This window comes from Cytophagaceae bacterium (assembly GCA_016722655.1).
Taxonomy (GTDB): domain Bacteria; phylum Bacteroidota; class Bacteroidia; order Cytophagales; family Spirosomataceae; genus Leadbetterella.
On sequence record JADKIR010000004.1, the window covers coordinates 2386149 to 2399252 of the forward strand.

General features: G+C 38.0%; 13 protein-coding genes. 2 read left to right on the top strand and 11 right to left on the bottom strand.

The features are described 5' to 3' along the window. Positions 1-13 precede the first annotated feature (13 nt). Entirely contained in the window at positions 14-1042 is a 1029-nt protein-coding gene (gene dusB, locus IPP61_10735; protein ID MBL0325639.1) for a tRNA dihydrouridine synthase DusB, read from the top strand. Here dusB and IPP61_10740 read toward each other — a convergent pair. From IPP61_10740 to ccsA, 5 genes are all read right to left on the bottom strand, one after another. Further along, entirely contained in the window at positions 1015-1389 is a 375-nt protein-coding gene (locus IPP61_10740) for a hypothetical protein (protein ID MBL0325640.1), read from the bottom strand. The genes dusB and IPP61_10740 overlap by 28 nt on opposite strands. After that, entirely contained in the window at positions 1386-1688 is a 303-nt protein-coding gene (locus IPP61_10745; protein ID MBL0325641.1) for a hypothetical protein, read from the bottom strand. Before IPP61_10745 ends, IPP61_10740 begins: the two co-directional genes overlap by 4 nt. Before the next feature lie 107 nt (positions 1689-1795). Further along, positions 1796-5113, bottom strand: coding sequence for a preprotein translocase subunit SecA (secA, locus tag IPP61_10750; GenBank protein ID MBL0325642.1), 3318 nt, complete (start codon positions 5111-5113; stop codon positions 1796-1798). 190 nt (positions 5114-5303) lie between these two features. Continuing rightward, positions 5304-5906 carry a DUF4230 domain-containing protein gene (locus IPP61_10755; GenBank protein ID MBL0325643.1) on the bottom strand — a complete coding sequence of 201 codons (603 nt, stop codon included), beginning with the start codon at positions 5904-5906 and terminating at the stop codon, positions 5304-5306. Beyond that, complete coding sequence (gene ccsA / locus IPP61_10760; protein ID MBL0325644.1) at positions 5903-8416, bottom strand: cytochrome c biogenesis protein CcsA; 2514 nt, start codon at positions 8414-8416, stop codon at positions 5903-5905. The genes IPP61_10755 and ccsA overlap by 4 nt, the downstream gene beginning before the upstream one ends. Positions 8417-8658: 242 nt before the next feature. On the opposite strand from ccsA, the gene IPP61_10765 reads away from it, so the two are divergent. Next, positions 8659-9099 (top strand): DUF255 domain-containing protein, encoded by a 441-nt coding sequence (locus tag IPP61_10765; GenBank protein ID MBL0325645.1) that lies wholly within the window; start codon positions 8659-8661, stop codon positions 9097-9099. Here the strand turns inward: IPP61_10765 and IPP61_10770 are convergent. Genes IPP61_10770 through IPP61_10795 form a run of 6 tightly spaced genes read right to left on the bottom strand, consistent with a single transcriptional unit; the run spans position 9091 to position 13032 of the window. Further along, on the bottom strand, positions 9091-9471 hold the full coding sequence (locus IPP61_10770) for a co-chaperone GroES (protein ID MBL0325646.1): 381 nt from the start codon (positions 9469-9471) through the stop codon (positions 9091-9093). The two genes, IPP61_10765 and IPP61_10770, sit on opposite strands and share 9 nt — an antisense overlap. Continuing rightward, positions 9468-10541, bottom strand: coding sequence for a D-TA family PLP-dependent enzyme (locus tag IPP61_10775; GenBank protein ID MBL0325647.1), 1074 nt, complete (start codon positions 10539-10541; stop codon positions 9468-9470). The genes IPP61_10770 and IPP61_10775 overlap by 4 nt, the downstream gene beginning before the upstream one ends. A 31-nt stretch (positions 10542-10572) precedes the next feature. Next, on the bottom strand, positions 10573-10959 hold the full coding sequence (locus tag IPP61_10780; GenBank protein ID MBL0325648.1) for a VOC family protein: 387 nt from the start codon (positions 10957-10959) through the stop codon (positions 10573-10575). Further along, positions 10949-11299 carry a DUF5615 family PIN-like protein gene (locus IPP61_10785; GenBank protein ID MBL0325649.1) on the bottom strand — a complete coding sequence of 117 codons (351 nt, stop codon included), beginning with the start codon at positions 11297-11299 and terminating at the stop codon, positions 10949-10951. The genes IPP61_10780 and IPP61_10785 overlap by 11 nt, the downstream gene beginning before the upstream one ends. Next, positions 11296-11526 carry a DUF433 domain-containing protein gene (locus IPP61_10790; protein MBL0325650.1) on the bottom strand — a complete coding sequence of 77 codons (231 nt, stop codon included), beginning with the start codon at positions 11524-11526 and terminating at the stop codon, positions 11296-11298. Before IPP61_10790 ends, IPP61_10785 begins: the two co-directional genes overlap by 4 nt. A 27-nt stretch (positions 11527-11553) precedes the next feature. Further along, positions 11554-13032: an NAD(P)H-hydrate dehydratase gene (locus tag IPP61_10795; GenBank protein ID MBL0325651.1), complete on the bottom strand. Its 1479-nt coding sequence runs from the start codon at positions 13030-13032 to the stop codon at positions 11554-11556. Between the last annotated feature and the right edge of the window lie 72 nt (positions 13033-13104).

Below are 13104 nucleotides of genomic sequence, written 5' to 3' on the forward strand. Positions count from 1 at the left end.
AAAAAACAGTATTTTGGTAAAAATAGGCGACATAGAGTTAGGGGAGTTTCCGTTATTGCTGGCACCGATGGAAGACGTGAGTGATCCGCCTTTCAGGCAGGTGTGTAAAGAAAACGGGGCAGATCTGATGTACACCGAGTTTGTGTCGTCAGAAGGGCTCATCCGAAATGCCGCCAAGAGTGTTCAGAAACTGGATATTTTTGAATATGAAAGGCCTATCGGTATTCAGCTATTTGGAAGCGACCCCGATACCATGGCCGAATGCACCCGCATTGCTACCGCCGCCAATCCTGATTTGATAGATATCAATTATGGTTGTCCGGTAAAAAAAGTGGCTTGTCGTGGGGCAGGGGCGGGACTATTGCAAGATATTCCAATGATGACTCAAATGACCAAAGAGGTTGTGGAAGCCACCCATCTGCCTGTGACAGTGAAAACCCGCCTGGGCTGGGATGAAAGTACTAAAAATATCGAAGAAGTAGCTGAGCGATTGCAGGACGTGGGCATTCAGGCTCTTACTATTCACGGGCGTACCCGCTCTCAGATGTACAAAGGGGAGGCAGATTGGTCTCTCATTGCCAAAGTAAAAAATAACCCCAGGATAAAAATCCCGATTTTTGGGAATGGTGATATCGACAGCCCAGAAAAAGCTCTGGAATATAGAAACAGGTTCGGAGTGGATGGAATCATGATTGGGCGTGCTGCTATAGGTTATCCATGGATTTTTGATGAGATAAAACACTATTTCGCTACCGGAGAGCATATGACTACACCCACTATGGATCAGCGGGTTGATGCCGCAAAAAAGCATCTGATTTTTTCGATTGAATGGAAAGGTGATACGCTTGGAATGCTGGAGATGAGAAGGCATTATAGTAATTATTTCAGGGGCTTACAACACTTTAAAGAATACCGGATGAAACTGGTTAAAAGCCTGGAAAAACAGGAACTTTTCGATACTTTGGAGCAAATAAGAAGAGAATTCGGAGAGATAGTGCTTCAATCAAAAGCGATTCATGTAGAATACGGCGGGGCTGATTGAGATTTGATTTTAGCTGATATTGCTTCTAAAACTTCTTTTAGTGATATGTCATGAGAATCAAAAATGTTTTTTTCATCAGAAATGTGTTTATGGTGCGGAAAACTTGAGATATGTTTATGATGAAGTGCATTGTCCCATCTTATCAATAGCTGAAAATTAGAATCCATCCATTGATAAGAGTATTTTCTTTTTTTTAAGGAAAAAATTTCAATTTCTGTAGCTTCTAAGATTGTGCTGTCTGAAAATATTATTTTTATCTTGTTTTCCCGAATTTTATGGTCTTCCCTATCTTGGATAATAGTATATTCTTTTATAATATTTAAAAAACCATCAAGAACAGTTGTCATGATTGAATAGAAAAATACTCATTTTGGTATTCATTTGTGGCATCAATGGCTGCTTCCCATCGGATACTGTCGTCTTCTTTTTCAATAATTGAATGTTTGGAAATAGAATCAAATTTTTCACAAAAAACATTAAAATCTACACCATATTTTTGTTCAAAAAAATTGATTTGAGATTGGTAATAGGCAATTTTCTGTTGTAAAATACTTTTTGCCTGTTCCCTGGCAAAGTCATTAATACTTGCAAAACCCCATGACTGAATGGTATGATTTAACGCAATATTGCTCTGATTTGTAGTCATTTTTTTCAAATATTATTAACAAAAGTAATGATTATTGATATTTAAAAACAAAAAAGGATATGAATTTAAATCCATATCCTTTTAAAAAAAGATTTTCAATATAATTCTCAATCAATCAAAACAGCATCGCCTCGCATTACGTCTTCTTCTACATTTTTAAACTTCACGTCACGTTTAACGGTTCCATTTTTGTATTGTACGTTTACTCGGTCATTTCTGTTGGCAACTTTTTGTGACTTGGCAGGAGCGTGCATTACAGTGCCACCACTTTCGCCGCCATCGTCGCTGCGGTTAGTCGAAAGTTTTGGTTTGTCAGGTTTTGGTGCTTCTACCGCTTGTTGGAACCGCATCTCTGCCACATTGGCTTTCATAAGGAAACTTACTGTTTCGGAATTGACTTTTTTGAGCAAGTTCTGGAATAGCTCCACAGCCTCAAATTTATAAATCAACAATGGGTCTTTTTGCTCATAAGAAGCATTTTGTACCGATTGTTTCAGGTCGTCCATGTCACGAAGGTGCTCTTTCCATTCCTGGTCAATTACACTCAGGGAAATCACCTTTTCCATTTCCAAAATCAGTTCCCTGCCATCTGTTTCTACTGTTTTTCTCAAGTCACAGAACACCGCCAGATTTTGATTGCCTTCTCCCACTACAGCCATAAATGGTTCGCCTTCCATGGCCATTCGGTCTCTCAATACACCAGACAATGCCGGAACAATATGTTTCCTTATACCCTCATTTTTTCTTTTATAGTGTGTCTCAGCTTCTTCATAAAGCTTGTGATTCAATACATTTCCGCCTTTTTTAAACTCTTCGACAGTAATTTCAGATCTAAAACCAAGTCTTTGCATGGTTCTGACCTCAAATTCTTCAAAGCTTCCCTGGGTACTTTGAAGAATATCTACACAAGTATCGTAGATGATATTGGCAATATCAAGTGCTAATCTATCCCCAAAAAGAGCATTTTTTCTTCTTTTATAAATAGTATCACGCTGGATGTTCATCACGTCATCGTATTCAATCAGACGTTTACGCATACCAAAGTTGTTTTCTTCAACTTTCCTTTGGGCACGTTCAATAGAGCTGGTAATCATGCTGTGTTGAATCACCTCGCCCTCTTCCATACCCATGCGGTCCATGACTTTAGCTATACGGTCTGAACCAAACATACGCATGAGGCCATCTTCAAGACTCACAAAAAACTGTGAAGAACCCGGGTCACCCTGGCGACCTGCACGACCCCGGAGCTGCCGGTCAACACGACGCGATTCATGACGCTCAGTACCAATAATAGCCAAACCACCGGAGCCACGGCTTTCAGGTGTAAGCTTGATATCAGTACCTCTACCAGCCATGTTGGTTGCTATAGTTACGGTGCCCGGTTTACCGGCTTCTGCTACTATGTCAGCTTCTTTGGCGTGCTGTTTGGCATTCAATACCTGATGAGGAATCTTTCTGATATTGAGCATTCTACTCAATAATTCTGAGTTTTCAACAGAGGTAGTACCCACCAGTACCGGCCTGCCTTTACTCACCATTTCCACGATTTCATCTACTACAGCATTGTATTTTTCCCTTACGGTTTTATATACCTTATCCTCCCTGTCATCACGGGTGATGGGTCTGTTGGTAGGAATTGAAACCACATCAAGTTTATAAATTTTCCAGAATTCTCCGGCCTCAGTTTCGGCTGTACCGGTCATACCACAAAGTTTGTGATACATTCTGAAATAATTTTGTAATGTAATAGTGGCGTATGTCTGGGTAGAATCTTCTACTTTCACATTCTCTTTGGCTTCTACTGCCTGGTGCAAACCATCTGACCACCGACGGCCATCCATGATACGGCCGGTTTGTTCATCTACAATTTTTACTTTTCCCTCAATCAATACATAATCAACATCAATTTCGAATAAAGTAAATGCTTTAAGTAGCTGGTTTACAGCATGAATACGCTCTGCTTTGGTCGAATAATCTCTGATAAGTTCGTCCTTCTTTAAGATTTTATCTTCGGCACTTATTTCAGATTTTTCGATTTCGGCCAATTCAACACCCAGATCTGGCATAGTAAAGAACTGACTGTCAGTATCATGTGAAGAAAGGAAGTCAATACCTTTGTCAGTAAGCTCGACAGAGTTATTTTTTTCGTCTATTGTGAAATATAGTGGTGCGTCTGCCTCGGGCATCAATTTTTGATTCTCGGCAAGATAAATTCCTTCAGTTTCAAGTAAAAGTTTCTTTACACCTATTTCAGACAGGAATTTAATCAAAGGCTTATTTTTTGGAAGACCCCTGAAAGCCCTGAATAATGCCACTCCACCTTCTTTTTTATTACCTTCAGCAATCAGTTTTTTAGCTTCTACCAAAAATGACCCTACCAGCTGTTTCTGAGCTTCTACTACCAGGCCAACTCTCGATTTTAGTGTATTGTAGAGTTCGTCATCGTTTTTCTTGGTCATGGGTCCACTGATAATCAATGGAGTACGGGCATCGTCAATCAAAACGGAGTCAACCTCATCAACCATGGCATAGTGATGAGGACGTTGTACCAATTCCGTTGGGTCATTGACCATGTTGTCACGAAGGTAGTCAAATCCAAACTCATTATTGGTTCCGTAGGTGATACCGGCATTATAGGCTTTTTTGCGTGCAAATGAATTTGCCGGATGCTTGTCAATACAGTCACAGGTGATGCCATTGAACTCAAAAATCGGTCCCATCCATTCTGAGTCACGTCGGGCAAGATAGTCGTTTACGGTTACAATATGAACACCCCTGTCGGCTAAGGCATTAAGAAATGCTGGAAAAGTAGCCACAAGGGTTTTACCTTCACCAGTAGCCATTTCTGAAATATTTCCTTTGTGTAATGCCGCTCCACCAATAATCTGAACGTCATAGTGCTCCATATCCCATTTCACAAGATTTCCGGCAGCAAGCCATTCGTTTTTCCAATAGGCTTTGTCACCCACAATCTCGATATGAGATTTTTGCATGGCTAGCTCCCTGTCGAGCATTGACGCGGTTACTTCAAGTTTTTCGTTGTTTTTAAACCTTCTTGCGGTTTCTTTTACAATGGCAAAGGCTTGTGGCAAAATATCGAGCAATACGACTTCGAGTTCTTCATTTCGTTTGAGTCCCAGCTCATCTATTTGTTTAAAAATCACTTCTTTTTCATCAACAGCAAGATCCGGATTGTTCTCGGCCTTGCTCTTAAGGTCGTTTATTTCATTGTCAATATGAGCCAATTTATCGGCAATGTGCTGTTTGAGGTCTATGGTCTTTTGTCTGAACTGGTCATTGCTTAGGCCATGAAGTTTTTCAAATTCCTGATTTGTGGCAGATACCAAGGGGTTGAGTGCCTTAACATCTTTTTCTGATTTGGTACCAAAAATCTTGGTAATGCCTTTGGTTAAAAAATTAAACATATTGTATTTATAGATGAATCAAGTTCTAAAATTAATAAAACGCAAATTTACTGATTTTGAGATTTTTTTATCAAGAATAATGCGGCAATTAAAAAATAAAGGATTAGCGGACAAATTGACATGTTTTACGGATTCCCGAAGTTTTTATTTATTTTATAAAGACATAATTGGTATATATTTTCCCCGAAAACTATTTCAATTTTTGCAAATTTCCCTCTAGCTGAAATCTCAATATCACTTTTTTCCCACTGATATTTTCAATAAATGGTTTTAAAATTAATTCTGCATTTTTTTGTGTTTGTTCCAATATTCCTGATTCCAGAGCCGAACTTAGAATTTTTTCTTCTGCTTTTTTGTAAGCTTCATCCAGGAGTAATCCTTCATTCATAAAGGCATATTCAGTATCGTAAACTCTTGATTTTGAATGGTCTATTTTGTGATAACAGATTTCGGCTTTGGGTAAAAGCACTATTAAAGTGTCATTTTTTTCGGAAATATCTGAGGCATTTATTTTTCTCAAATCAATGCATCCCACTGCTTCACCCTGAACTATCAGGATAGCCTTAGGATCCGGGAGGAAGTCCTGAACGATTTTCTGCTCTACAATATCCTTAAAACTGTACTTCACTAACTCCAAGTTACCCATTGTGGTGATTTTCTGAATCAGGATATTGTGAGAGGTTTCGGTATGTTTTTCACCCCAACTGGTAATATTTTTTAGTTTTTCCCAAAAAAACACCACCAATAAGGTAAATAAAACTGCCAGAATTATTTTTAACCAACTTCTGATCATCTGTTTATAATTGAAAGTCTTCTTGTTGCAGCCATGGTCATACCTATTACCAGTAAAGCTGTTCCCAGCCAAAGTAGATTAATATGCGGTTTTTCAATCGCTTTTAGCACTATGTAATCTTTTTCCCCACGGCTAACTGAAAATGTAAATTTGCCTGTAACCGGGTCAATTGCACTTAGTTGAGCTCTGATACCCAATTCATTACTAACTACCGGCTTACTCCACACTTCCCGGTTTTTTATTGCAAATATTGGCTTCAAAAATCGTTCACCGTCTTTTTCAAGTATTCTTAAAGTGGCCTGAGCAGCAATATCGCCTTCATTCAGCGGCATTCCATCCAGCTCGTTAACAGGAGCAACCTGATCAAGGATGGCCACAAAATCATTAAGAAAAAACGTATCACCAATTGCTACCCTGAATTCCTCAGGCATGGTCCACTCTTTATCTTCATTGGTGGTCACATAGTTTACATGAGTATATATGTCTTTGTTCCAATATTTTTTGATGTCGGGCGAGGCCACATTCCCCATTTTTTCATTGATCTGGTAACGTGGATAAAAATTAAATTCATTTCCATTTTTCTGAAAATGAACCTGATAATAAGTGTTTTCTGCCTCATATTCCACGGTATCGCCTCTTTTAGCATAAATCTTGTCACCGTCCATGATGTCGGCTTTGGCAATTCCTTTAAAGCCGCTTTCCGGAATGGGCTGAATGAACCGTTTTTCGATATAACCAGGCACTTTTCTTACATCCAGAAATTCCCCTTTGTATTCCAGCGAAAAATCTCCCATGTTGGATGGTCTGTTGAGATACAAAAGCACATTCTCTTTATTATCCTTTTCGGTTTTAAATATTTTTTCGTTGGCCAGATTCAGTGAAATGATTTTCTCATATGCCGAAGAATACATTATCCCGATTACCATTAAAGCCACACCTATATGCGTCACAGCACCACCAGCTACTTTAAAGTTTCCTTTTGTGATTTCGAATAGAATAGAAGCATTGGCCACAATTGAAAAAACTCCCAAAGTCACCAAAATGATATATTTCCAGTTATTTACTCCTGTAAAAGTGATTACCAAAGCTGATATCAACAAGGAAATTATAGCAGGAGTCATCAGAGCTTTTAAGGACTTTTCTCTGATTTTTTTCCAATAAAAAAACTGAGCGATTCCTGTCAAAACGATTACACCCATAAACAACCACATCTGAAAAACAGTGTAATGTTTTATAGGGTCGGTGGGCATAGCCATGTTTAGATTGGCACCAAACACTTCGGCTATTTTATTGTAAACAGGAATTGAAGTGGTAATTGTAATTTGAAATGCCGCCAAAATCAGGGTAGTGACTCCAAGAAATACCCAAAAATCGGTAGTGTAAACGGTGGTTTCTTTTTTATCATCAGGAAGGTGTTTCCATCTGATAGTGAGAAGAATAGCCGATATTATGGCAAAGAATAACATGTAAATTAACAACTGACCCGAAAGGCCCAAATCGGTGAACGAATGCACGGAGGCATTGCCCAATATTCCACTACGAGTGAGGAATGTAGAATATAAAATGAGAATGAACTGAGTGATAATCAACAGAAAAGAAACTTTTAATGCCGTAGTATTTTTATGGGCCAAAAGTAAAGTGTGAATAGCTGCTACCAATACTATCCATGGCACGTACACGGCGTTTTCGACAGGATCCCAGTTCCAGTAACCGCCAAAATTCAGCGTTTCGTATGCCCAGATGGCTCCCATCATAATTCCGGCTCCTAAAATTACGCCAGCAATCAAAGTCCAGGGAAGTGCAATTTTTACCCAATCGGTATAGTTTTTCTTCCATAATGCTGCAATCGCAAATGAAAATGGTACCAAAGTGGCGGCAAACCCCAGGAACAAGGTTGGAGGGTGAATCACCATCCAGTAGTTTTGCAATAATGGATTCAAACCATTTCCGTCTTTAGGGACGAATGCCGGATTTGAGGTCCAGACCGGTAAATCGGGCATAGATTCTTTTAGCAAAAGGAAAGGGGTACTTCCTATTTTGAAGTCTGCAAATAGTACTGTTCCCAAAATCATGGAGGTCAAAAATGCCTGTACAGCCGAAAAAACCGCCATTGCAGGATTTTCAAGTTCTGAATACTTTTTATTTTTTTTGTTAAACCAAAATATTAGAATCAATCCGAAAATCATATTAAAAAACATCCAGAGCAGAAAACTTCCCTCCTGATCCTGCCAAAAAGTAGAAATAGCGTAACCAAAAGGCAAGCTCAGCGAGGTGTTGTCCCAGGCGTAATGGTATTCGAAATACTTATTGATAATGATTGAATACAAAGACAAAACGACCGCAAGTATAGCCAATGCATGAACATAAAACGCCCATCTGGCAGCCTGTGACCAGGTCTTGTTTTGAGGGTTTTTATCTGCAAAAAAATAGGAATAGGTAGAAATAACAGAACTGATAAACGCAATGATAACAGATATATGTCCGATATTTCCTAAATAAGCTCTCAGCATTATTCTAAGTTTTTTTCTGATTGTTGATTTGCAAAATTACCTGAAAAAGGATTGGTAATTTAATTTTTTCAAATAATTATAAAAATGGTTTTTTTGCTAAAAGGTTTAATTCTGGAAATTTTGGCGGGAGATTTGTAATAATATTTAGTAAAGCAGGTTATTGACTAGGAAAATTGATAACAAACTGTTTTTAATAGATTTTGATTTTCTAAAAATTTGATAATAAAACAATTGTATTAAAAGTGAACAAAATATTTTTTGGAGTCTTGTTTTTTGTGTTTATCGGTTTTAAAAATTCAGTTTCCGGACAAAATGTAAAATTTAATAAAAATCAGGAAATTTCATTTGCTGAAGTTTTGAAAATGGCCGAAAAAGAAAACAAATTGGTTTTTATGGATGTGTACACCACCTGGTGTGGTCCATGTAAACTCATGGATAAAACCACCTTTGCGGATTCTACTGTGGGAAAGGTTTTTAACGAAAAATTTATCAACTTTAAAGTAAACGGTGAAGATGCCGAAGGCGTAAATATTGTAAAAAAATACAGAATCAACGCCTACCCTACATTTATTTTTCTGGATTCAAAAGGGGAGCTTGTCAACCGCCTGGAGGGAGTCTTTCCATCCAAACTGCTGATTGAGGAGTCGGAATATACCATGAAACTATGGAAAGAATCAAAATAAATCTTCGGCTCTTTCCAGCAAAAGAATGGATGCCTGAGGCACAATTACATATTTTTCATTTTCGTAACTGATTTCAATGGCATGTCTTTGCAGATAAATCGCCAAATCACCTTCCTCAGCCTGAAGCGGCATATATTTTACTTTTTCTTCGGTTTGTTTCCAGGGTTCTTCATCCTGATTAAATGAGGGTAGGGGATAGCCGGGGCCCACTTTTACTACATAACCCGACTGCACATCTTCTTTTTCGGTCACCGTTGGGGGTAAGTATAATCCTGAGCCGGTTTTTTCATTTGGATTTTTAGGTTTTATCAGGACCTTATCACCCACCACCAGTAGTTTTTTGAGCTTATTGTCTTTCGTAATCCCTATCATATATTTATCTTTCGTTTTCTTGCTTCAATTTTCCAGGTTTCTGAATATTCCCCTTTTTCTATTACAAACGCTTCATCGTAAAGGTTCACTGTAGGGCATACATGATAGGGTATTCCAATAATTTCCTGGCCTACTTTATAGTTTTCCCAGTTTTCGGTTTCACATACCCCATGCTCCTCACTTTGTGAAATCAGTTTCAAGTCAGGATTGTTTATAAACCTGATCCTTTTATCAATTGGATTTTCGGAAGCCACTGCTTTATGACCCATATCCAATGTCACAATGTCTTTTTTGGGTTTCGAAATTACCCTTGTAAGAATGGTGGCCGCAAATTTAAATTGCTGTTCTGCAAATTTGTCTCCGTAACCCCAATCCCACAAAACACAAGTTCCGGGGCTCAGCGTGCGGGAGTTTTCCAAAGCATGTGACGTAAATGCCGGGGTACCTCCAGCTATTATTTCCAGATTTAATTCACTTACATTTTTTAGAATTTCCGATATTTCCGAAAAGGCTTTTTCAATCTTGTTTTTTCTTTCACTGAATTCATCATCTCTGATATGTCCGTCATATATGTGCAATCCTTCAAGTTTTACGCCCTTGTTTTTTGATGTTTTACTTATAAAATCTTCCAATCCTGCATTTACTTCATGACCCGAGCGATCCATACCGTTGTTGATGTCAATATATACTGAAACGGGGTTGTCATTAAAAATTTTGTCCAAATCATTCAATACCACCTCACAATCGACCAAAGTGGCAAAATGCGTCCGGGGATATTTTTCTATCAATGATTTTAATCTCAAAAGCTTTGGGCCAACCAACTGATGCGATATAAGAACTTTTTCGGCACCGGCCATAGCGGCTAGCTCAGCCTCAGCAATAGTGGCGGCTTTAAATTTTCGGATACCTTTGGCAATCATCAACCTTACCACGTTTTCCATTTTATTGGTTTTGATGTGGGGCATGAGCCTAGAAGCATCACCGGCAATTCTGATCATTTCATCGATATTCGAAACCACATTTTCTTTAAAAATGAGCAGGGCAGGGGAGTCAAGATTTTGATAAGGCATAAAAGATTTTTTTGCAAAAATAGGAACAAAATTACTTTTCATAAACCTCCAGAGGCAAATCGTCCGGGTCACTAAAAAAGGTAAATTTCTTTCCGGTAAATTCATCCACTCTGATGGGCTCTGAAAAAATGCTTTTTTCGGTCAAGAAGTCTTGAAATTCTGCGACATTTTTAACTTCAAAAGCCAGATGTCTTAATCCACAAGCCTCAGGGCGACTTACACGTTTTGGGGTATTTGGAAAGGAGAAAAACTCGATGATATATTCACCATTAAGTGCTAGGTCGCATTTCCAGGAATCACGACTGTTTCGGAAAACCTCCGCAATAATCTCCAAACCTAGAATTTCTGTATAAAACTGCTTCGACTTTTCATAATCAGAACAAATTATAGCGATATGATGGATTTTGTTAAGAACCATGTAAATGTTTTAGGTCAAATTCTATAAGATTGTTATTTTCAAGAAGTGAACAGATTTTGTTGAAATTAGATTTAAAACCATTAAAAAGTTCTTTATTGGGTTTGTTTCCTGAAGTTACAATTATCAGTTTTTCAGGTTTATTAGCTAAAATAAAACTATCCAGAAAATCTTTATCTTTGGTAATAACAATCCTGTTTTCCAATTCTGAAATCCTTAAAATTTCCTTGTCGGTTGTTTTTTCTTTTGATGGGAGGTCATTAGTGTGAATCGCATCAAATCCCTCTGATTCTATAAATTGCTTTAAACCATAGGGCAATTGTGCATCAACAAGGAATTTCATGCTACTTTACTAAGTATCTTAACATTAGCAAGTTTTGAAGCAAAAAGAAGGCAGGCTTTAATATCTTCAGTTTCAATAGAAGGATAGTCATTTATTATTTCCTCATTGCTCATTCCGGAAGATAAAAGTTCTAATATCATTTCTACCGGATATCGCATACCTCTTATACATGGTTTTCCATGGCATATTTCCGGGTCAATTGTTATTCTGTTGATTATAGCTTCCATTCAGATATTTTTTTCAAATATAAAGTATTATCTTAAATTTTCAATAATATCGCTCGCTATCAGACTTTTATAGGATCTGATTTGTGCTGCTGCATCACCCGCTTTTCCATGGTCAAATACTCCTTTGATGGCAGCCTCCTGAGGTGAAAATCCCTGAGCAAGATACGCCAAAATCACACCGGTAAGCACATCGCCCGACCCTGCTGTAGCCATTCCCGGGTTTCCTGAAGAATTAAAATGTATGCTGCCATCTGGCAAAGCGACAGCAGTATGATACCCTTTTAATACGATTATCCACTGATTTTCTGAGGCGAAATTTCGGAGTAAATCAAAAGTTTCAAAGCTATTTTCCGGATTTTCCCCTGTAAGATTTTTGAATTCTTTCAAATGAGGCGTAAAAATGGTATTCGCAGGTACATTTTCCAGCAATTCACGGTTTTTTGCCAGCAAATTGATTGCATCTGCATCGATCACCAATGGTTTTTTGGTTTTGAGTATAGCCTCCAGTTCTATAACTCTCTCTTCTTTTTGTCCGATTCCGGGACCAATTCCGATGGCATCAAAAGGTTCCAGTTCTTTTTCGGTCCAAATTTCAGAAATACTTTTTTCCAGATCATTGGGTAGGAAAATAGCTTCCGGAATGGCAATTTGTATAATGTCATTTTCTTTGTTTCCTGCCGAAATACTTACTTTCCCAACTCCCGAACGCAAACAGGCTTTTGAGGCCAAAATTGCAGCTCCCATCATGCCATGGCTTCCTGCAATTAGCAATGCATGCCCGTAGGTGCCTTTGTGCGAAAATTTTGCCCTGGGTCTTTCGATGAAATCTTCTTTGAGCGTGAAATAGAAATTTGTTTCAGATTTTTTTTCAAAATCAGGATGCAAACCAATATCCAAGATCTCCCATTCACCCAGATATTCTTCATTTTCCTTCATGAAAAACGCAGGCTTCGGGCATTGAAAAGTGAGTGTATATTTGGCTTTTATTTTTACGTCATCGGTGTTTAAGTAATCACAAAATACCCCCGAAGGAAAATCAACGGCCACCACTTCAATATTTGATTCATTGATTTTATTAATTATTTCTGCGAAAATTCCTTCTATTTTTCGGTTCAACCCATTTCCAAAGATTGCATCTATGATTACACGCTTTTCAATTGATTTTTTGAATTCAATATCTTCAGCTGAAATAATCTTTATGCCCTGATTTTCTGCTCTTTTTAGATTGGTCTTAAAATCTTCTGTACCATTTTCTGACTCTCCACATATCACAGTTTCAATATCATAGCCATTTTGGTGAAGCATCCTTGCTATTGCCAAGCCGTCTCCACCATTATTTCCTGGGCCTGCAAAAATCAAAACTTTGAAATCAGAATTATAAAGCTCACAAAATCTTTTGGTAAATGAAGAAGATGCCCTTTCCATCAGGTCAATGGATGCTATGGGCTCATTTTTAATCGTATATTGATCCCAGGCTTTGATTTGGGCTGCCGAAAATACTTTCATATTTCAAAGTTACATTTTTTGGTTAAATATTTCCGAAAAACTTGATGTTTAGAAAATCCAGCTTTTTATGCC